We start from the raw sequence: 21,594 nt of genomic DNA, 5'->3' as shown, positions 1-21,594 counted from the left end.
ATGGGTTGGAGTCATGATTATGAAAAGGTGCTATTCTTACTGTTGCTTACAGTGCTGTTATCCGTCTATTCATCGGCCCCAAAAATAGACGGTCGCCATTCAAAGGATTTTGCAGGGAAAGAGGTTGCTTCGGCTACACATAATACCCCCAACCAAAATGATAATCGGCATGATTGAAGATATTTTTTTGCTTAATCCGCTTTGCACATCAGATGACTATGCGTAACGTTTGCGGAAATTCAGGCTTCTATGCAATCGATTGTTTTTTAATGGCCTATCAAGCCTGCGGGAGATATTTTTGACTAAAGCGGGTATCCGACTTTTAATAGTCCGGCAGCATATCATTAAAGGGTTGCAAGATGCTGGCGTGGATACGAGCTCCCTCCCGAATCAGTCGTTATTGACTTGGCGCAAGTGATTGTTAAGAGGTGATATTATTTTCAGTCATCATCCTCATGTATTCCACAGTTTGTTAGTTTAAAGTGGTTAAATGGGCATGACACGCATTTTTTAATCGCTCGGGAATTTTTATTATGGACAAAAGTTTCAGCTTACCAAGATCTTTGGCGTTACGCGGTTGAGGATTAAAAAACACGTATTAGGAGGTATGGGCTAGGCGACGGATTTGATTGCGATTAGCAAGTCTTATTTTATCCGACTCTGGTAGTTCAAAAGTTGTGCAAAGTCTAGCAAATCCATTTAGACTAGTAACTTGATTGGAGAATTCACTTCAATTGTCTACAAAAAATTTTATAAGGGCTATTTTTCACCTAGACAGAGGTGGTTAAGTTGGTTATACAACTAGCCGATACTTATTATGACCATGAAACCGAAACGATACAACTTTTGCTTCTTACATAAATACACAAAAAATCCAACCAAGTATTAATTTGGCTGGATTCATATTTTGATTTATACAATTGCATTGTACTGCCTAGTTATTCATATCTTGTTAATGTTCGCTCACACGCCCTAATAATAACCAGAATTAATAGCCAATAGTGCAGAGTGCAGTTGCTACAAGTTTCCATTTATTAAATTAAAGGATTATTGACTTTCTGATAAATATTTCTTCAATGCCGCCACAATTCGTTCAGAAGCACGTCCGTCACCATATGGGTTATGTGCTTTTGCCATTCTTTCATATTCAGCCGGTTCTGTAAGAAGTTCGTTAGCGAGCAAGTAGATGCTTTCTTCGTCAGTACCTGCCAGCTTAAGTGTACCTGCCTCGATTCCTTCTGGGCGTTCGGTTGATTCGCGTAATACAATGACCGGTTTCCCTAGTGAAGGTGCTTCCTCTTGAATACCACCTGAGTCCGTTAGAATGATATGTGAGGCAGCTGCAAAGTTATGAAAATCAATGACTTCCAATGGTTCGATTAAATGTACTCGATCATTGTCCCCCAGTATTTCATCTGCTATTTCACGAACTACCGGGTTCATATGAACAGGATAAATCACTTGGATATCTTCATGTTCGGCAAGTAGACGGTTGATCGCTCTAAACATGTTGCGCATCGGTTCTCCTAGGTTTTCGCGACGGTGTGCTGTTAGTAGAACAAGGCGGTCATTACCCAATTTCTCTAACATTGGGTGTGAATAATTCTCTTGCACTGTTGTTTTCAATGCGTCGATTGCAGTATTCCCGGTAATGTATATACGTTCTTCCTGCTTCTTTTCATCCCGTAAATTTTGTGCCGACATTTCTGTTGGCGCGAAATGAAGATCTGCGATAACACCTGTAAGTTGACGGTTGATCTCCTCAGGATAGGGTGAATATTTGTCCCATGTACGTAGTCCTGCTTCAACATGCCCCACTGCCACTTGATTGTAGAATGCTGCTAGACTTGCTATGAACGTCGTAGCAGTATCTCCATGAACAAGTACAATATCTGGTTTTGCTTCTTTCATAACACGATCTAAGCCTTCTAGTCCTCGTGTAGCAACATCGACAAGTGTTTGCCTATCTTTCATAATGTTCAAATCGTAATTCGGAGTGATTTCGAATGTCTCTAATACTTGGTCAAGCATTTCTCTGTGCTGTGCTGTTACAGTTACGATTGAGTCAATCTCTTCACTGTGCTTTTCTAGCTCAAGTACTAGTGGTGCCATTTTAATAGCTTCCGGTCTCGTTCCAAAAACAGTCATTACTTTCCACTTTTTACTCATTCTAAATCCATTCCCTTCACTCACCAAAGTATTCTAGCGAATAAATACTAACTTTTATTTACTCTCCTCGTCTTTACCAACAGCCGTTTCAATATGCGCGTTACTAATTTCACTAAGTGCGATACTTCTAGAGTGATCAGTACGTACCCACGTTTTATTTTTCATTGTCAATAAAGACCAGAAGAATAATGGTACATAGGAAGCATTAAAGATAACTAGTGATATAAACCCTTTGAATACATTTATTTTTACTTTTGCATCAAGAACAAATGTTAGACCTATATAGAATAGCGTATAAACTAAGCACACAAGCCAAACTTGCCAAGGGATTAACGGCTTAAACCAACTAATATTATTGAAAAGCGAGAAATATAGAATTGCTCCCGTCATTGTTGCCAAGATGATTTTCCCTGGGTTAAAGAGATATAAAGCGCCATCGAAGGCGGCAATATCCCCCCGTCGAATAAAACGAAAAAGTAACTTTGGTGCATATTTTATACAAACATCCCAATGACCTCTTGCCCAACGAAGTCGTTGAATACATGATGCAATAAAGCTTTCTGGTTTCTCATCATAAACTCTCGCGTTATGGCACCATCTTGCTGATTCTCCTACTAAAATACATTGCATGGTGAATTCAAGGTCTTCCGTAAGTGAACGTGCTGTCCAACCAACCTCATTAAAAAGTTTAGTATCGACACAAAAACCTGTTCCACCAACAGCATTAGGAAGACCAATCTTCGATTTCCCAAGTTGCCATGAACGGTTCATATAATAATAACTTGTCGCGTATGAAAGCGTAACCCAGTTATCGTCTGGATTTTTCGAATCTAAATAACACTGAATAAGTCTATCACCATTCAAAAGATGATTATTCATCTCTTTTAGGTAATTCAACGACACTAAATTGTCCGCATCAAAAAATGCAATCCCATCAAAATCTCTTTCTAAACGATCCCCATATTGGTCGACTGCATATTTGATACCATATGGTTTTCCTCTTAGTTCACCAGGCGCCGAAGTATGTTCAATAACTTTAGCGCCAAGATGACGACTAATTTCAGCAGTTTTATCTGTACAATTATCGGCAATAACACAAATTTCATATAGTTCATTTGGGTAATCCAGGTTCTTCAAGTTATCTACTAATTGGCCAATCACTACTTCTTCATTATGTGCTGGCACCATTATTAAAAACCTTTTCTTTGGTGAATGCTCTTTTTGCTTTTTTGGTTTACCGAATCCAAAGAAACTAATAAAGAGCCAATAAGCCCAGAAGAAAAGGAGGAAAAACTGTACGGAAATAAACACGTATTTGAATATCTCTAAAATTTCAATCATCCTCCAACGTTGGTATTATTTACTTTAACATCACAACTATAGTATCATTACTTTATCATTACAAATATAGTATCATTACTTTATAATTACAACTATGGTACTATATGTTCATTTACTTACACAGTAAATCAATGTCTAAAGTTATAATTAGTCATATTATTAGGGAATTATTATTGGAAAGTGTTTCGTTCTGTAAGCGTACCCTTGCCGAATAAGTAATAACGCATTTAATAGAATTTCTAAGACTCAAATCCAACTGAAAGAAATTAAAGCTTCACTCCAACTGGTGGTGCTTGTTTATAATGCATCGAAAATATCCACGGATCGAGTAAAGTGGATTTTAAAAGATCAGCGGAATTCGGTTACACTGACTTTTTATGACATATCGTTGTTGGACTTGCTATTTCTACGCATTTGTAAACTTGCTTATTCCACAACACCACTTGAAGTTATTACAATTTAAAAAAAAATTTACTTTACCACTTCATATCATCTAACTTTTATGGGATAATCTATAAAAGAATATAGTTAATAATAACCAATTAGGAGAATCCATTGAAAAAAATACTAATTTCCGCTTCCTTTGTTATTTTTGTTTCCATCGTATTTTATCTTGCTGGTAATAATGGCAAAGTAATGAAGGATACAACGGAACCAACGAGCACAGCCAATTATATTTCCCCAAAAGAAAAAATGGATGAAGAAATTAAAGTCGAACACACCAGACGCGACAATAATTTTCTTACACTTTGGGAAAACGAAAGTGAAAGTAAAAGTCTTGCTCCAAAAAAGGTTTACGATTTAACTGAAATGAATGGTTACAACATTCTCCGCCATAATTTCCATGGATTCTCATTGTCCTATAGCAAAACCTTTCAGGTCGATACACACCAACCAATTAACTATATTAGACTTTTTAATGGAAACGCTCGAATCGACATTACCACGCAAAATGTGGAAAAGGCTTGGACAAACCAACACAGATTTATAAATACCACGTTAAAACATATTGATGCGAAAAAAGTAACCAATTTAAATTCCAATGGCTTTACGATTGAAATTTACAAATATAATAGACCCCTAATAAGTAGTATCGATAGCGACCTGAACTATTACGCATACGCTTTCGTTAGCAAAGGGAAATTCATACATACTCTGCAACTAAAAACAAATGAATCTAACTTTGAAGAACAAATCACAACACTAATTGATATTGCAAAGTCTTTTCAATCGATTGAAAAGAAGGAAATAGATCCACTTGAATTAGTAAAAACAACCGAAATTGCTCATGATATTTCGTTTGAACAAGCAAAAGGAGCATTAACTATTAAAGACAACGAATTCATGATGGGGGTATATCATGAAGATTCACATCAATTTTCAGAATGGGATAAAACAATGGAAACTAAAACTGGTTTACAGATGTTCTACAAAGCCATGGATTCAAATTTTGACCACTTTGTAGATGAATTAACCAGCGACAATCGCGTTCCTCTCATTACTTTCCTTTTCGAAAGAAAAGAATCTCATGATGATGGGGTTATCCAAGGAATTATAAATGGCGAATTCGATGAATTTATTATTGATTGGGCAAGAAACATCAAAGCCACAGAAAAACCTGTACTTATTCGCTTGGGTAACGAAATGAACGGAACTTGGTCAGATTGGAGCCATAGAACCACCTCTAACGACCCCGATTTATACAAGTTAGCGTTTCGGAGAATCGTAGACCTTTACAAAAAAGAAGGTGCTGCTAACGTATATTTCGTTTGGAATCCGAATAATATCTCTGATCCCTACTTCTCATGGAACCATGCTAGTTTGTATTACCCGGGGGATTCTTATGTTGACTTAATCGGATTAACAGCATACAACTTCGGGGAAACAAAGTGGAATAAGTTTCGACTATTCGATGAGCTATACGATGATTTATACTTCGAGTACGTACGAATGTTTCCAAATAAACCATTCATTGTTGCTGAAGTCGGAAGTCATGCCAAGGGTGGCACACATTCAGAGTTTATTGAGAATATGTTTACCTCTATTCCAAAAAAGTATCCAAATATAAAAATGATTGTTTGGTTTAATAGCACACACGCTCATTTCGATTTCAGATTAGATCAAGACGAAGAAACCATAAACACTTACAAACTACTCATTAAAGAGCCGCACATCATAAAAGAAACGAATGAGAGGTAATCGTGATTATTGTCATAAGGATTAAAAACCTGTGTTGGATTTTTTCTACACAGGTTTTTAATATTAAGATTAAGGTGGATAATCAAAGCAAGTATTTTCTATCATTCTCCCTGGAACTATTAACAATCCTAAAATATTTCTTGTGAAACGTATATTAGGATGTTTCGTCGATAAGGGTATTAATCCTATATACGATCATAGTAATCATATGACTTAGCATATCAAACCAGTTGCAAACATAGCTGCCTCTGGTTTGATAGTGTTACCTTACAGTCCTTGTTTCGCCGCTGATTTAATCTCTGTCGGGACACCTATAGTTACTATCAATAATTGATATGCATTTTCTACTTCGATTTCTCTAATGTCTTCCGCAGTTTCTAATAACGCAGTTGATGACAGGTTCATTAATTCTCTGAGTTCTTTACGAGCATCCCCCTTCGGCAAGCATCACCTCCGCATAGTAAACCCCATACCCCATAATAGTATTTTTGATTTTTGATTCGTCCGTAGTGCATCGTCATATTTTGGTGATTTATATGCCTGAGAAAGTTCTGTTTCTTTTGCTTGCTTCACGTTTACAAGTACACCTTAGTGCTGACTAATAATTGATACGCATTTTCTGCGTCAACGTCGTTCCTACGAGAGTTGTCAATTAATTCATTCTCTAGGGTATTTTATAGGCTATTGTTATTATTTTTCTGTACTTGATGATAATTGTCGATACTTCGCTGTATATTTGATTGTTTTGACTATAATAGGATATTATTTAGTTGATATTTCTTATCAACTTCATTGATTTCCACATAAATTGAAAACAACACATATAGGTGTATTTCTTGTTCTATTTAATTGCAAACAACTGTATAGTAATTCAAAAGGCCCATTCTAGACCGAATATGTTGGATAAGGTACAAAAGTCAATAAAAATATGCATATAGTTTTAAAAAAATTAGGAGGTCATCATTGTATGAAAAAAATCATAACGTTTTCCATATTTTTTTCACTGCTGTTAACCGGCTGTTCATTCACACAAAATAAAGAGGTCGTTACTACCGATGATTTTTCCGAAAAAACAACAACAGAAGTTACATACAGCACTCCCCCTTCCAGAATGACAATCGGGATGATCGGTGACATTTTACTGCACAACCCCCTTTACACATACGATGATTATGCGTATTCATTCGCAGAAGTGAAGGCTTCTATGGAGTCGATTGATTTTTTATTGGCCAATCAGGAGTCAATGCCTGCTGGGGATATTTTTGACTATAGCGGGTATCCGGCTTTTAATAGTCCAGCGCATATTATTAAAGGGTTGCAGGATGTTGGGGTGGATATGGTTTCGATTGCGAATAACCATACGTTGGACCGCGGGGAAAAAGGGACGTTGGCGGCGATTGAAAACATTAAATCTTACGGCATGCCTTATGTCGGTGCTTATACGTCTTTTGAGGATCAAGATGAGCCGCGGATTATGACGGTCAATGGCATTACGATTGGATTTTTGGCGTATACGTATGGGACGAACGGGATTCCGACGCCTGAAGGTAAAGATTATTTGGTGGCTCGGATCGATCCTGAGCGTATTTCACGTGAAGTTAAAGCGATGAAAAAGTTGGTGGATGTTGCGGTTGTTTCGATGCATTGGGGGAATGAGTATGAGCTTTCTCCGAATCAAACGCAAAAAGACCTGGCGCAGGGAATCGCGGATGCGGGCGGGGATATTATATTCGGCCATCATCCTCATGTGTTGCAACAGTTCGATTTGTTGGAAGGCGAAAATGGCAATCCTACGCATGTTTTTTATTCACTAGGGAATTTCTTTTCGGGGCAAAAGTTTGATTACACGGATATTGGCGGCATTGCGCGCTTGACGATTGAAAAGAATCAATCGAATACGATTTCCCCGATTACGATTAGTCATCCATCCTTTTTACCAACGGCAGTTGTGAAAGATGCGAATGAGGTTTTCCGCGTCGTGCCGCTGGTTGCCGTCGAAAAGGAAAAAATCGTATCGAATGATTGGGTTCTTGATCATATGAATGCGGCCCTTTTCGCGGAGTAAGCTGTCGAATTCGGTCTGTTTGTAATATAATTGTAATGAAAATGTTCTTGTTAAATTTTCCTTTTGAGGTAGAATGAGAGAAAGATAGAAATGCCTAAAACCTTAAAGGGGGAACTTGATTGAAGAAAACCGTTTTTTCTGTGATGGCGACTACTGCCCTTGCAACAATGATTGCTGTTGGTGACGCGGATGCTTCAACAGATACATATAATGTGAAATCTGGTGATTCCTTATGGAAGATTGCCATGAACCATAATGTTTCTGTTAATAATATAAAGATGTGGAATAATTTAAATGGGGATTTAATTTTCCCGAATCAAAAGCTTGTATTGAGTGCTAGCACGACTGCGGTAAGTACGCCGAAGGCACCAACTACTTCAGCTCCTGCTGCGACGACGAGCAGTACTTACACGGTTAAACGTGGCGATACGCTTGGCGCGATTGCTTCGGCTCATAAAACGACGGTTGCGAAGTTGGCATCGTTGAATAATATTAGAAACGTAAACGTCCTTAGTGTTGGACAAGTATTGAAGGTTGAGAATGCGGTGGCTGGATCGACTCCGCCTGCGCAGACGACACCTGCAGCGCCTTCTAAACCGGCTGCTCCTTCAACTACAGCAACGACGTATACTGTTGTGAGTGGCGATACGCTTTCACATATTAGTGCACGTTCTGGTGTACCGATTAGCGAGATTATGAGAGCGAACGGCATTACATCGCATATCATTCATATCGGACAAAAGCTTACGTTGAACGGCGGTACGGTTACGACGGATAAGGTTTCGAATCCTAAACCGGCTGCACCTCCTGCATCTGCATCGGGCCTTGGTGTTTATTCGAATTTGATTGCTACGGCGCAAGCATTAAAAGGAGTTCCTTACGTATGGGGTGGACAAACGACTAGTGGCTTTGACTGCAGCGGATTCATCCATTACGTACATAACAAGGCCGGCATTTCCATGACGCGTACGAATTCGACTGGGTATTTCAACAGATCGTTTTATATCGACAATCCACAACCAGGTGATTTGGTGTTTTTCAAAAATACATACCGATCGGGTATTTCTCATTTGGGTGTTTATTTAGGAAATGGTAACTTCATTCATGCAGGTTCTAGCGGTGTTGCGATTAATAATGTAAATGATGCTTATTGGAAAGATAAGTTTGATAGTTATAAGCGGCTTTATGAGGTTGCGAAGTAAATTTTTAGAGTTGAAGAAGGTTCATGGACGAGAATTCGTCTGTGGGCCTTTTTTTGTGTGTTTATTTGTGTGGGTGGTGGTGGGTTTGGTCGCTTCGACGGCTGTTATAGTCGTTTGGTTGTTTGCTATGGTCGTTTGAGGCGCATCTTTAGTCGTTTCGATGTTTGCATCTTAAAAAAGACTATGCCTTGGCAAAGTCTTTTTTCAACTAATTTAAAATCCGATTTCGGACCAATTAAATAGTGAGCCTGGATCTGTTTTTCGATTTGGTGCATATTCATCGTGGCCAACTATATGTGCTCTATCTTTTTTTATAGCTGGGTTTCTATTTACTATATCGTTGACTAATCTCTGTAGGGATTGGTACTGGGCTTCGGTAAAGCCAATGTGGGGCTCGGGTATGGATTCATATATATTAGCAGGCAACATTGAATTCATTTCTTCCTCTGTTCCAATTGCCAGCATTTCAATTCCAATTGAATACTTATTTAGCTCGTCTTTATAGTGTGGAAAGTTCTTTAAATCACCTTTTCCGGCGTGACGGGCAATTCGGTTTTCGGGGACCAGCAGATAAATCTCGCCTTCTCTTCCGATCATATAATGCGCTGAAATCGCGTAATCGAGGAAGGTTTCACGAATGTCATTCGGATTGTAAGGATTTTCGGGGTTTTTCGCAGCATTACTGGTGAAATGCAATACGATATGCGTGATTGGCGTTATTCTCTCTTCAGAACTTTTCTGCGGGAGAAGATAATTGATCGTTGGCATACTTGTTATTGTCATTGGAGGGGTAAGGTTGAGGTTGCTTATCCCATTATTTGATGCTTGATCAATTTTTATAGTTGGTATACTCTCCGCTTTATTTGTTTCATTGGAACATCCTGTGATTAGAAATAATGTTGTGAGTAAAATAATCCATTTACTTTGTTTCATATTTTATTGTAGTCCTCTCATTTAGCCCAAATTCCGCTTCCTGTATGTATCTGTTAATTAGGGTTAGTGAACTTAGTCCCCCCAATTAGTTCTTTTGATTTGTGTGAAAGTAATGAATATATTTACTTTACAATGTACCAAAGTTAACAAAATATGTCTATAGGCCTTGTTATGAATACTTAAGGGAGTAAGTGGGTTTATTCGTGTGGGAGGCTTGTTTAGTCGTTTCGACGTTTGCGAGACCTTCCCAATGTAAAAAGAGACTATGCCGCCTTGGCATAGTCTCCATTTTTGTATTATGCTGTTCCGATTAGCACGCCGTCGCTATCGAAGTGATACATTTTCCCTTTAATTTTCACCCAACCTGTTTGCATGATGCCTTTGTTGTCGCTGTAGTACGTGTTTCCGCTGTCGTAGATCCAACCGACTTGCATCGCGCCGTTGTTGTGGTTAAAGAAATATCTGTTTGACTGGTGATCTACCCAGCCGGATTGTCTAACTCCGTCATTGTCGAAGTAGTAGGTATCCCCTTTGATTTTCAACATGCCGGTTTGTATGACGCCTTTGTTGTCTGCGTAGTACGTATTTCCTTCAAGGAAAATCCAACCGGTTTGCATGATGCCATTGTTGACGTTGAAGTAATACCTGTTCGATTGATAATCCACCCAACCAGTTTGTCTAACGCCGTCATTACCGAGATAGTAAGTGTCGCCTTTCACTTTTACCATACCCGTTTGCATGACGCCTTGATTGTCAAAGAAGTACCATTTGGACAGGATTTCATACCAACCTTTGACTTTTTTACCGTCAGAATCTAGATAATACGTTTTTCCGTCTTTGTGATGCCAGCCGACGTCGCCTTCATTGGCACCGCCGCCGTCGTCGATTGATTCGACTGTGATTCTGCCGTCTGCTTCTTGTCTAGTTGTATTACCTGCAGCATCTGTAAGTTCGACAACTACGACTGCTCCGTCAACTGTGATGTTCGGAACAACCCATGTTGTGCTGTAAACGCCTGGTGATACTTCTTCGATTGGCAAGCTTGTTGATGACTGTACATTCGCTTGTGCTGGGATTTGTACAGTGAAGCTTGCTGTTCCGCCTTCTGCATCACTTGTGAATGAAATGTCTACTTCATCGCCAGGATTGACTGTTTGATTGGCTGATGGTTGTAGGTTTTCGATTGTCGGCGCGTTCCACTTCGCTGTGACCGTGACTGATTTCGTCTCCGTGTTTCCAGCTAGGTCGTGTGCGACGACTGTGATTTCATTTGCCCCTGCGTCTAGAAGAACTCGTTTCGAGTAGTGGCCTTCGTTAACAGCTACTTTCGCTCCGTTTACTTCGACGTAATCGAGATTTTCGTCTGCCGCAGTTCCTTCAACGGTGACTGTTTCACGGTTTGTGACGTCTCCGTCTACTGGATTAGTGATTGTTAATGTTGGATTAACTGTATCTAACGTGATTGTCACTGGTTCGGATGAGCCAGCTGCATCGCCGTTAAATAGTGTCGTCGCAATAAATTCGTTATCGCCTTCTGTTAAGTCCGCGTCGAATGAGAATGTTCCCTCGTCTCCAATTTCAGCTGTCGCGACTTCTTCGCCGTTGTTGTTCAGCTGAATTGTTGTCGTTGGAGATGCTTCCCCTTCGATTGTGACTGTTTCTTCATTCGTGATCAAGTTCTCTTCAGGAGTTGTGATGACCGGCTTCGCGATTTCATAATCTACGCGTGCACGGATCATATAGTTCCCTTCTTCAGCTGGTGAAGCTGACCAAGCGCCGCCAACGTATTGGTAACTTCGTTTCGCATTCGTACTGTCTTCATCCGTTGCTAGACCTGGTGTATTCGGATTTGCTCTCGTTTGAATGTAAACCATGTAGAAATCGCCATCGACAATGATGTTATGATCTCTTAGGTTTACCGATGTCCAAGTGCCGTCGCGTAATGCTGTTGCATCGATTGGACCCGCTAGTTTCTGTCCTGGCATGCCGTCTGAACCTGCATCCCAAACTTCAACCGCAAACTCAGTTCCACCTGGTACTGGCCATTCTGTATCCCAGAAGCGGAATACGCCGTCCGTTACGATTGCGGAATCTCTTCCTTCAGGCAACGACATCTTAACTGCCCAACCGTTTCCTGCATCGTAGAAAGCACGTGCGTTTTCAGCTGTTCCATCGTCATAGCCAATTTCGCCGCCTGGATACGTGTAATACGGATCGAGCTCGACATTGACTTCAATTGGGTCTGAACCGATTGTGATTTCAACTTCTTGGCTGTGGAAATTGAGCGCCATTACTTTTAGCGTATACGTTCCTTCGTACGCTGTCAGTGAGAAGTTTCCATCTGCATCTGTTTCGACTGGTTGAATATTTGCATCTTCGATTAGTAGAAGTGTTGCATCCGCTATTGCGTTGCCTGTTTCACTGTTCGTAACTTGACCAGTGACAGTGCCTTGATCCAGCTCGTCTAATGTGAAATTAGCGAGTGTTTCTTCGCCGTCCGCGATGGATACAGTTTGTTGTTTTGTTTCGTAACCGTAGGCTCCTGCTTCAACAGTGAAATCTCCAACTGGGAGCGTGAGTGAATAGGATCCGTCGGCCGGATTCGTAAAGACCGTTCTTCCGTTTTCGAGGACAGTTACTTGTGCGCGAATCGGAAGTGCTGATGGTGCTTTATTTCCTTTTTCAACGCCTACTTTTTCATTTCCTTTTTCAATTCCAAGTTTATTGGAAGACGCTTTTTTAACACTTAGTGCGGAAGCTGTTTGATTGGATGTGTTCGAAAGTCCGACATCATCAATATACCAACCTTCTCTTACGACGCTTCCGTCGGAGAATCCTTCGAAACCGACATAGATGCGTTGACCGCTATATTCGGATAGGTCGATTTCTACATCCGTCCAATCGGCTGTCAACCCTTGGAACTTTTGTAGTCGAGTCCAGTTTACTTGATCCGTAGAAACTACGACATGACCGTAATCCCATGCTGTACCCGCTGTAGATTGTTCGAAGTTATGCCAGTGTTTGAACGCCAGGTAGGCATCTCCTTCAGGCAAATCGATTGCCGGCATGACTAGTGTCGCGAGCATATTGGATGCATATGTTCCCGCAAGGTTTGTCGCATAAACATTTTCACCGGATGCTGCCCCGTTCGGACCTGATGTCGGGATACCCATTTCCCAAGTGTCGTTGGCTCCGAAAGAATACCAACCGGATGGTGAGCCTTCAAAGTCTTCGAAGTACCCGATTCCGACGCCCGGTTTTACTTCGACTGTATACTCTTCAGTTGCTACGACGTTACCACCGTAGTCACTTGTTTCGAAGTAGTAAGTGATTGATTCGCCGGTGACTTGATCCCCAGGAATCGTTCCGCTGAATGTTCCGCTTGATTCATTACCGGAATCTTGCGTCGCTTGAACTTCTTGCCAAGCGCCATCTGTATCTTTGTAATGAAGATTCACGTAAGAGATTCTCAAGTTATCCGTTACGTCTGCTTTCAGTGTTAAATCCATTTCAGAATAGACTTCAAGTGGTGCCGTATGGTTAATGACCGGCGCTTCACTGTCATCGCTGTATTGCGATGTTTCAGCTAAACCTACATCGTCAATATACCAACCTTCTCTTACGACACTTCCGTCAGAGAATGTGTGGAAACCAAGATAGACACGTCCACTGTATTCTGACAGGTCGATTTCAGTTGCTTTCCAACCATCTGACAAGCCTTGGAACATTTCTAGGTTTGTCCAATTCTCGCCGTCTGTGGAAATGACGACATGGCCATAATCCCAAGCTCTTCCTGCTGATGATTCTTCAAAGTTATGCCAGTGTTTGAACTGCAAGAAGGAGGGTCCTTCTGGTAGATCAATTGGCGGCATAGTGAGCGTTGCGTTCATGCTGCTGTTGTAGTTTCCAGCTAGGTTTGTCGCATAAACGTTTTCACCTGAATATGCTTCACCCGGTCCGGAAGTTGGTGCTCCCCATTCCCACGCGTCGTTTGCTCCTTCAGAAAACCAACCAACTGGTGCATAACTAGCATCGAAGTTTTCGAAATAGCCAGTTGTGATGCCGTTTTTAACGTCGACTGAATACTCGTCACTTTCAACCGTGTTGTTTCCGTAGTCGTTAATGACCCATTTGTAAGTGAATGAAGGTGCCGCGATGTCATCGCCTGCAACTTTTACTGCGTAATCTCCTGACTTAAAGTCGCCGGATTTACGTGCAGCATCTACAGTTGTCCAATCATCACCTGTTTTGTACATTAATTGCACGCCAGTGATGCTGACATTATCGCTGACAAAGACGGATAGATTCAAATCCATGCCTGCGTATGTTTCTGCTGGTGAATCATGTTCAAATGTCGGTGCTTCTGCATCTTCACCGTCTACCATGACTTGCCCTTTTAACGTTCCGAGTCCATCAAGAATTGACGATACTGCTTCATATGCATCGACAAGTCCATATCCATACGCGTGGTTTGGCGATTCAGGATATTGGGAATCAGTTAAAGGAGTCGTGGTATCTAGTAAAATTTGTTCCATTTCATCTACTGATATGTCGGCGTTTACTTGACGCAACAATGCTGCGACCGCTGCTACTGCCGGTCCTGACATTGATGTTCCGTTCCAACCGCCTTCATAGCCGCTACCTGGTACGCTCGAACGTATATTTACGCCAGGCGCTATGATATCTGGTTTAATTTCGTCATAAGGAGAAGGTCCTCTTAGCGAGAAACTAGCTACTTTGTTATTGATATCAGTCGCACCTGTTGCAAAGGATTCAGGATAGTTTGCCGGTACAGCAACTGATCCTGGTCCGCCCGGATTCGTCAGCGTTGTATTCCCAGCCGAGAATTCAGGGAAAATTTCTGCCGCTCTCCAAGCTCTAACCGTGTCGCGATACCATTCATCAAGACCTGGTCCGCCGCCCCATGAGTTGTTGACAACATCCGGCGCCATGTTTACATCGCCGCCCGGTGCGATAATCCATTGTGCAGCGTTCAATAATATCGCATCGGTCGTGCTGCCCGCTGCGTTAAATACTTTTGTCGCGATCCATTTCGCGCCTGGTGCTACCCCGACTTGGTTCGATCCATTTGGTTCGCTTCCGACCATTGTTCCGGTTACATGCGTTCCGTGCCCATGGTCATCAAATGCTGCTGCTTGTCCAGTTGAAGCATCGAACCAGCTATACTGGTGATTTACTGAGCCCGTACCTGCATCATAGCCGCGGTATTTTTCTTTTAATGCTGGGTGATCCCATTGAACACCCGTGTCTAGACTTGCAACTACAGTACCTGAACCGTCAATTCCAAGCGCCCAAGCTGCTGGTGCATTGACGCGTTCGACGTTCCATTCGACGTTTGCAAGTTCTGATTTTGGTGCGACTTCATCAGCTTTTACAATCGTTTCGTGTAATTGACGTTCTTCGTTTGGTAAGATTTTTTCAACTTCCGCAAAAGCTGCAATTTTCTCCGCAACTTCTTTTGTTGCTGTAACTGCCATTCCGTTGACGATAAAATATGAATTGAACTCTTCAACATTGCCGCTTTCCATTTCGCTTTCCAAATACTCGACAACGCCTTGTTGTGATTCAATTGATACGGATTTCAGATCCGATACGACAGCTGAGCGCTGTTGAAATTTCGCGTCATGCGCGGACAATTTATTCTTCTGTGCATTTGCCCGAGCTTCTTTTGCAACTTTTGCCGAATCTGATGATTCTTTAAACTTTACGAGAAAGGTTATTTTTTCTTGTTTTTCGAATTCACCTAGTAAACGTTTGCCCATTTTTTCTTTTGGTGTTGCTTGGGTTTCATTTACAGACTGATGTAATTTCCCACTTGGTGACTCCGCTGCAGCAAATCCGGGTGTAATTAATGAAAGAACCATTAGAAAAGTGGCGAATATACTAAACGCCCTTTTCTGAGTACGTTTATTGTTCCTCAATAAGATTTCCTCCCTTTTTTACAGTGATTGTGAGTCGTGATTGATTGGTTGGTAGTGATTTTTGGTGAGTTGTTTTTAAGTTGCTAGTGAGTTGGTAGCTGGTATGCTCGTTTTCAATTAGATAAAAGCGCACAGAAAAACACCTAAAATCCTAAGCTAGTTTGATAGTTGAGGTTCTCGAGGTGTCGGTCAATTTTATGCTACTATCTAATTTTTAACGGATCAAAGAAATTCGTATCTCCTTCTGCTGATTTTCCCCCTTTCTACATTTTCTTTACCAGTTTCATGTTGCCCCCCTTTTTCTACTAAAATCTCTTCTTTGACCAACTAGAGCATAAATAACATATCTTTATAAGTCAATCTAATTCGTTGACTATTTAGTCAAATCAGTATTATTAGACTAACAATTCGACTTTTATTGCAGTAATAAAACAAATATGTCGTGTTTTTATAGAGAAAAGCACTAGTGGAAAATGACGAGAATGTTGTGTTTACTGGGTTTAGACGTTACTCCTGGACGGAAAGTCGATGGAGGTTACCAGTTTATGGGTTTGTATTTTTGAAGCTTATTTCTATTAGACGAGGCCTTGCGAGTGAGGTTTTTACTGGATTTGATGGGTTAATTTTCATTGGTAATTACTGTGAGTTCGTTAGTTGTAATTCACTTTTCATAAACCTAAACTACTAGATGACGGTCAGTTTCTTCTAACCTATAAAACTTAAGAGTTTACAGATAAATGGAAGTAAAGTTTTTGTAGCAATTGTAAAATAGGATGTTTTTTTTGGAAATTCGCATGGAAATTTAGTGTGTATTCTTGTGATTATTACGAGATTTGACACAAGGTAATAATGGTAGTTTTTTGCTTTTAAATAGTCAGTTTTTTTAGGGGGTGTTTTTTTAGGTACCTGTGCAAGAGACGATTCAGATTATACACTACAATTGTATAAACCGTAATCGGAATCCAGTCATGCAAGCATTCATGGAACATTTTTCGTTTTTTTATCCAAACCTGTGAATTGTCATAAATCAACGATGCACAGGTACCTTATTTTAAATCAACGATGCACAGGTACCTTATTTTACGAGGGGCTTTAGTCGTTTGGACAGCGTCTTTGGTCGTTTCGATGCCCGCTTTAGTCGTTTTTCTCTATTGCAAACTAAAAACACCCCAGTTTGAATTGCAGGGGTGTTTGTATATTGACTATTGAGCTGGTTTTGTCTTGCTGTAATGCCTGACGATCATTAACGCGATTCCACTTACCATAAGTACAGCACCAAGTAATAACAGGGTAAATAAATTTGTTGCCGTGTCGGGTAGGCTGAACCCGGCTTGTGCTGGGCCGCCGCTTTCAATATGTCCTTTCGTCGCAGCTTGAACAGGAGTGGTATTGTTTCCTTCTGCTGTGAAATTGAAAATAAATGCTGCTCCAAGTCCTTGGAAGTCATTACCGAGATGTTCTGGAAAACGTATCGTGATGTCTAAACTTTCCTCGCTACCGCTGACAAGCTTTCTTGCAGGCAGCGATTTAAAATCAGCCAACTTGCCTTGATACAATTCCTTTTCGTCAGCTTTTACTTCCAATAATAGCTCATTGAACAGCTTTGTTTCTCCGTCATTTTGTGACCCCATTTGATAGGTAAAATCTTTGCTACCGGAATTTGTGACTGTAATGGTTCTCGGCACCCAGTCACCGGGTTTCATATTACTCACATTAAATAAAGAATCTGTTGGGGAAAGGGTGATATTAATATCCTTCTTGTCCGTCTCATTATTATCATCTGCAAACACGCTTGTTACGGGAAAGAAACATATTCCGCTAATCAATAAAAGAAGCGGGATAAGTCGAAACAGTTTGTTCATGATTATGCCTCCTCCTTTTATATCTCAGCGATTGATTTAGGAAGAACTTTTTCCCACGTCTTCTTCCGTAATTTCAGTTTTATTTTTTTGAGGCAGTTCGATTTGTGACAGTACCCGCCAAATTGTAAAAGCGGAGTAGAGAAGTAGTAAAAAGCCAGGTATTAGCAATAGGAAAGCGCCATTTTTCGATTGAGAAAAGTTAACAAAGTAACCGACATAAGGCACCGTGACCCCAGTGTACTCCGCAACCACATTCTCTGCCAGAACCGGATTCATGTCTTCCGCATTATTGTTGTCGCCTTTTGTTCGGTAAAGTACAGAATCTCCACTTCCGACAACTTCAGTAATCCGGTGGGTAATCAGAATTCCTTCTTCTTCCATGAATGTAATGACGTCGCCTTCTTTAAAGTTTGTTTTATCTTCGGCCAGTTTTACAGAAATTATCGAACCGGTTTGGATATCTGGTTCCATGGATCCTGACAGAACTGTTTTTAATTGATAACCAAAAAGTTGCGGCTCCCCGCCAGAAGCTTTTGTGATGACTACTAATGCGGCTACAGTGATCAGTAAGACCATCAATATGCTGGTTACAATACTATTTATCCACTTAATTATTTTCTTGTTTTTCTTTTTTTCCTTACTCCACGCTACCTTCTTCTTGTTCATTAGTATCCCCCTCTACCTTCTTCGTGTTATCTTCTTTAGTTACAGTAGTGTTTAGTTCATCATCAGAGCTGTCTTCTGGTGCTTTTTCTACAGGTGCTTTATCATCCGGTTTCTTTTCATTGGATTCGTCTACGGATTCATCTTCTTTGTCCGGCTGTTTTTGTGTGTCCTCTTTAGGGTTTTGATTCTCTTTTTCTTTGCCAGCATCCGAGTCGACTTTATCTTCTTTTTCTATATCTGTTTCATCTGATTTATCTTCCGATTCACCTGGCTCACTATTTTCTTGATCAGTTACTTTTTCTTCTTCTACCTTAGGCTCATCTTTGTCTACACAGTCGGCATTTATTTCATCGCCAGATGCGGTAGCTTCTTCATTTTCTTCACCACATTGATTATTCTCGTCCGGATCCTCCCACGTATCGGCAGTGATTATTTCGGAGATTGATGCCTGACTGCTGTAATATGCAGACGTGTTAGACGTCATGTAACTGATTCCAAAGATGGCTAAATAACATATGAGTGCCAGTTTAATCGCTAAGAAAAGACCGTGTTTCTCCTTCTTTTTGTATCTGCGCCTCCGATTTCTTCTCAATTCTTTTTTCAACCCGATCCCGCCCTTCGAAATTTTATTAATGGCTTTTCTTAAATAGATTTCTCAAAACACAAGATTAGGTTATGTGTTGAGAAATATATATAAGTAATCGTACTGGTGGCCTGTTGAAATAAAAGGAGGGAGGAGAAGTGCTCTCCTCCCGGGATATATGTTATCTCAATGTTCCAGCTGTCTGCTTTGCTTCAAACGTCCAATCAAGCTTTAGAGAATCTCCTTGGAAAACATTTTGATTCTGACCATTGTCAATAAATTCAAACATAACTGTAAGCGTATCGGATGATTTCGCCTTTAGTCCATCTCTTTCTCCACCAAAGATCGCCCCGATCAGATTTCTATCAGTAACGTCTGTTTTACTTAGCTCCTTTAAAGTAGTTTCAAAAATAACAGGAGATGCTTTGTCATTATTGACAAGGAACTTAACCTGAATATGGTCACCAAAGTCTGCGTCGCCATTATTACCCTTTGCATCCCCTACTGCATAAGCAGATGTCAACAATACCTGGGATACATCCAAGCTTCCAGTGTTATTAATTTTAAATTGACGTATCATATGATCCCCTGGTTTTAGATTACCAACATCGATAATTGCATTGTATGCATCGTTACCTTTAATATTAATATCCAATGTTCCGGCTGCGAAACTGCTTTTATTCACTTCCACATCATTGAAATAAGCATACGTTCCTCCACCAATCATACTTACAGCTAATGCCCCAGTTGCGATACTCATTGCTAGTTTCTTTTTAAGACTCATTTTTATTTCCTCCTAAGAATTTTGTAATTTTATTATTGCTAGTACTTACTTGTCGATACTTTTCCGAGTATCTTTTAAAGCTTTTAATTTAAGTAGACCTGGTTCCAAACATTTTCATAGTTCGATAACTGTGGTTACTTTTCAATGTTATTTACTAGAATATTTAATTCGATTTAAGCGTCTGTAATCTCCTCCTTGAGACTTGCTTTTTCTCACTATGAAAATGGAACTAACTTCAGTATAGGCTTAGCGAAGGGATTCAACCTCCCTCAAACGAGTGATTTTTAACGTATTTGTATTCTACTTGGGGGTGATTCTGATGGTAGACTTTCGTGCCGATACACTCGTCCATAAAGGGTTATTCACGATTCTATCAACGCAAAATACGTTGGAAGTATGTATTTGGAGTGGCAGGAAGCCGCTTTGGGCGTTTTCCTTTTTCACACGCAAAAGCGCCCCGGTTTGAATCGCCGGGGCGCGTGGATATTTATTTTTCAAGTATGGTGTTTTTCAGAACTACCTTTAAACCAGTGGTGGATCTGGCACGAAGTGGCGTTCATTTCGCCGCCAATTCGTTACCCAGTTTTCAAGACGATTCATCGCGATTTCGAGTTGGTCATAGGCGTAGGCATATGAAATTCGGATGTATCCTTCACCGAGCGGCGTAAATGCACTCCCCGGAACTACCCCGATATCTGCCTCCTTTAGTAGCGTAAGCGCAAATTGTTCAGACGACATGTTGAATTCTTTGATTGACGGAAAAATATAAAATGCCCCGTTCGGTTTGACGGTTTCGAGTCCCATGAATGTGAGACGATTGTAGACTAAATCCCGGCGTTTGATATATTCTTTGTTCATTGTTGCGGGTGTGTCTTGGCATTTTGTTAGCGCGGTGATGGCCGCGTATTGAGTCGGCGCGTTGACGCAAAGCGTATTATGCGCATGGGCTTTCACTGCGTGTTTCATCCACTTTTCGGCAGTTAATAAAAATCCTACCCGCCATCCCGTCATCGAATGCGATTTTGAAAGTCCATGAATGAGGAAAAGTTTTTCTTTCAGTTGCGGGTACCCGGCGAATGAAACATGTTTGCCTTCAAATGTATTTTCACTATAGATTTCGTCTGAAACGATGAAGATATCATGTCTGGCAAGGACTTCGACGAGCGCATCCATCGTTTGTTTCGGAATAATAACACCCGTTGGATTTGATGGGAAACTAAATACCACTGCTTTAGTTTTTGGTGTTATTAGCGCTTCGAGTTGGGTTGGATCCGGTATGAAGTTGGTTTTCGTTGTATCCAAATAGACTGCCTTCGCCCCTGTTAATGAAATAAGCGGATCATAACCGGAAAAAATGGGCGCGGGTACAATTATTTCGTCCCCTTCGTTTAAAATCGTGCGAAATGTTGCATCCATCCCTCCACTTGCGCCTGCTGTCACCAGAATTTCTGTTTGTGGGTTGTAAGTGAATCCGTATTTATTCGCGAAAAAATCGCTGATTGCTTGTCGCAATTCCAAAATCCCCATATTTGTCGTGTACGTCGTTTTGTCGTTTCGGATGGCTTCGATTCCAGCGTCTTTTATTAATTCCGGCGTTGTAAAATCGGGTTGACCAATCGTCAGGTTAATGGCATTTGGATAGTTGCTGAGCATATTTGCGACTTTTCGGATTCCCGATAATTCAATCGCCTGAATCCGCGAGCTGGCTGATAACGTCAATACACTTCCCCCTTTTACGAAGCGATTTTTTTGATCGCTTACTTAAGTATAGTTTACAGAATCTTTGGTATGAATGGTAGAGGATTTTTGATGGAAGAATGGTCAAAATTCGTTTTGGAATGTGCTTTG

15 protein-coding genes are annotated in these 21,594 nt (G+C 40.7%); 5 read left to right on the top strand and 10 right to left on the bottom strand.

The window, feature by feature from the left end; genetic code table 11:
• Positions 1 to 177: a hypothetical protein gene (locus JSQ81_RS15565; protein ID WP_212604925.1), complete on the top strand. Its 177-nt coding sequence runs from the start codon at positions 1 to 3 to the stop codon at positions 175 to 177.
• 870 nt (positions 178 to 1,047) lie between these two features.
• Here the strand turns inward: JSQ81_RS15565 and wecB are convergent.
• Together wecB and JSQ81_RS15555 are read right to left on the bottom strand one after the other, a co-directional pair.
• Positions 1,048 to 2,169 (bottom strand): non-hydrolyzing UDP-N-acetylglucosamine 2-epimerase, encoded by a 1,122-nt coding sequence (gene wecB, locus JSQ81_RS15560; RefSeq protein ID WP_212604924.1) that lies wholly within the window; start codon positions 2,167 to 2,169, stop codon positions 1,048 to 1,050.
• 54 nt (positions 2,170 to 2,223) lie between these two features.
• Positions 2,224 to 3,510, bottom strand: coding sequence for a glycosyltransferase family 2 protein (locus JSQ81_RS15555; RefSeq protein WP_212604923.1), 1,287 nt, complete (start codon positions 3,508 to 3,510; stop codon positions 2,224 to 2,226).
• A 555-nt stretch (positions 3,511 to 4,065) separates the two neighbouring features.
• Here JSQ81_RS15555 and JSQ81_RS15550 point away from each other — a divergent pair.
• A complete protein-coding gene (locus JSQ81_RS15550; protein WP_212604922.1) occupies positions 4,066 to 5,709 on the top strand; it encodes a glycoside hydrolase family 26 protein in 1,644 nt (547 codons plus the stop codon).
• A 267-nt stretch (positions 5,710 to 5,976) separates the two neighbouring features.
• Here the strand turns inward: JSQ81_RS15550 and JSQ81_RS15545 are convergent, their stop codons facing one another.
• A complete protein-coding gene (locus tag JSQ81_RS15545; RefSeq protein ID WP_212604921.1) occupies positions 5,977 to 6,153 on the bottom strand; it encodes a hypothetical protein in 177 nt (58 codons plus the stop codon).
• 523 nt (positions 6,154 to 6,676) lie between these two features.
• Between JSQ81_RS15545 and JSQ81_RS15540 the strand changes: the two genes are divergently transcribed.
• Together JSQ81_RS15540 and JSQ81_RS15535 are read left to right on the top strand one after the other, a co-directional pair.
• The gene (locus JSQ81_RS15540) at positions 6,677 to 7,774 is read left to right on the top strand and encodes a CapA family protein (protein WP_212604920.1); all 1,098 of its coding nucleotides are present in this window, start codon (positions 6,677 to 6,679) and stop codon (positions 7,772 to 7,774) included.
• 119 nt (positions 7,775 to 7,893) lie between these two features.
• Positions 7,894 to 8,976, top strand: a complete 1,083-nt coding sequence (locus tag JSQ81_RS15535) for a C40 family peptidase (protein WP_212604919.1) — start codon at positions 7,894 to 7,896, stop codon at positions 8,974 to 8,976.
• A 213-nt stretch (positions 8,977 to 9,189) separates the two neighbouring features.
• On the opposite strand, the gene JSQ81_RS15530 is transcribed toward JSQ81_RS15535, so the two are convergent.
• The 6 genes from JSQ81_RS15530 to JSQ81_RS15505 form a co-directional block, all read right to left on the bottom strand.
• On the bottom strand, positions 9,190 to 9,909 hold the full coding sequence (locus tag JSQ81_RS15530) for an N-acetylmuramoyl-L-alanine amidase (protein WP_212604918.1): 720 nt from the start codon (positions 9,907 to 9,909) through the stop codon (positions 9,190 to 9,192).
• A gap of 296 nt (positions 9,910 to 10,205) precedes the next feature.
• Positions 10,206 to 15,851 carry a S8 family serine peptidase gene (locus tag JSQ81_RS15525; protein ID WP_212604917.1) on the bottom strand — a complete coding sequence of 1,882 codons (5,646 nt, stop codon included), beginning with the start codon at positions 15,849 to 15,851 and terminating at the stop codon, positions 10,206 to 10,208.
• Positions 15,852 to 17,053: 1,202 nt separating this feature from the next.
• Positions 17,054 to 17,713 carry a M73 family metallopeptidase gene (locus JSQ81_RS15520; protein WP_212604916.1) on the bottom strand — a complete coding sequence of 220 codons (660 nt, stop codon included), beginning with the start codon at positions 17,711 to 17,713 and terminating at the stop codon, positions 17,054 to 17,056.
• 36 nt (positions 17,714 to 17,749) lie between these two features.
• A complete protein-coding gene (gene sipW, locus JSQ81_RS15515) occupies positions 17,750 to 18,379 on the bottom strand; it encodes a signal peptidase I SipW (RefSeq protein WP_212604915.1) in 630 nt (209 codons plus the stop codon).
• Positions 18,351 to 18,983: a hypothetical protein gene (locus JSQ81_RS15510; protein ID WP_212604914.1), complete on the bottom strand. Its 633-nt coding sequence runs from the start codon at positions 18,981 to 18,983 to the stop codon at positions 18,351 to 18,353. Before JSQ81_RS15510 ends, sipW begins: the two co-directional genes overlap by 29 nt.
• Positions 18,984 to 19,143: 160 nt before the next feature.
• The gene (locus JSQ81_RS15505) at positions 19,144 to 19,746 is read right to left on the bottom strand and encodes a TasA family protein (RefSeq protein WP_212604913.1); all 603 of its coding nucleotides are present in this window, start codon (positions 19,744 to 19,746) and stop codon (positions 19,144 to 19,146) included.
• A 319-nt stretch (positions 19,747 to 20,065) separates the two neighbouring features.
• Between JSQ81_RS15505 and JSQ81_RS15500 the strand changes: the two genes are divergently transcribed.
• Positions 20,066 to 20,212 carry a hypothetical protein gene (locus JSQ81_RS15500; protein ID WP_212604912.1) on the top strand — a complete coding sequence of 49 codons (147 nt, stop codon included), beginning with the start codon at positions 20,066 to 20,068 and terminating at the stop codon, positions 20,210 to 20,212.
• A gap of 56 nt (positions 20,213 to 20,268) precedes the next feature.
• Here the strand turns inward: JSQ81_RS15500 and JSQ81_RS15495 are convergent, their stop codons facing one another.
• Complete coding sequence (locus tag JSQ81_RS15495; protein ID WP_212604911.1) at positions 20,269 to 21,465, bottom strand: aminotransferase class I/II-fold pyridoxal phosphate-dependent enzyme; 1,197 nt, start codon at positions 21,463 to 21,465, stop codon at positions 20,269 to 20,271.
• Between the last annotated feature and the right edge of the window lie 129 nt (positions 21,466 to 21,594).

The organism is Sporosarcina sp. Marseille-Q4063 (assembly GCF_018309085.1).
Classification (GTDB): Bacteria; Bacillota; Bacilli; order Bacillales_A; family Planococcaceae; genus Sporosarcina.
Note: the sequence above shows the minus strand (reverse complement) of the source record. Positions and strands in the feature narration are given on the sequence as shown.

What these genes read in the sequence shown, in the direction of transcription:
- JSQ81_RS15505 (WP_212604913.1), bottom strand. Translation starts at nt 19,746, where the DNA reads ATGAGTCTTAAAAAGAAACTAGCAATGAGTATCGCAACTGGGGCATTA.
- JSQ81_RS15540 (WP_212604920.1), top strand. Translation starts at nt 6,677, where the DNA reads ATGAAAAAAATCATAACGTTTTCCATATTTTTTTCACTGCTGTTAACC.
- JSQ81_RS15500 (WP_212604912.1), top strand. Translation starts at nt 20,066, where the DNA reads ATGGTAGACTTTCGTGCCGATACACTCGTCCATAAAGGGTTATTCACG.
- JSQ81_RS15555 (WP_212604923.1), bottom strand. Translation starts at nt 3,510, where the DNA reads ATGATTGAAATTTTAGAGATATTCAAATACGTGTTTATTTCCGTACAG.
- wecB (WP_212604924.1), bottom strand. Translation starts at nt 2,169, where the DNA reads ATGAGTAAAAAGTGGAAAGTAATGACTGTTTTTGGAACGAGACCGGAA.
- sipW (WP_212604915.1), bottom strand. Translation starts at nt 18,379, where the DNA reads ATGAACAAGAAGAAGGTAGCGTGGAGTAAGGAAAAAAAGAAAAACAAG.
- JSQ81_RS15530 (WP_212604918.1), bottom strand. Translation starts at nt 9,909, where the DNA reads ATGAAACAAAGTAAATGGATTATTTTACTCACAACATTATTTCTAATC.
- JSQ81_RS15565 (WP_212604925.1), top strand. Translation starts at nt 1, where the DNA reads ATGGGTTGGAGTCATGATTATGAAAAGGTGCTATTCTTACTGTTGCTT.
- JSQ81_RS15520 (WP_212604916.1), bottom strand. Translation starts at nt 17,713, where the DNA reads ATGAACAAACTGTTTCGACTTATCCCGCTTCTTTTATTGATTAGCGGA.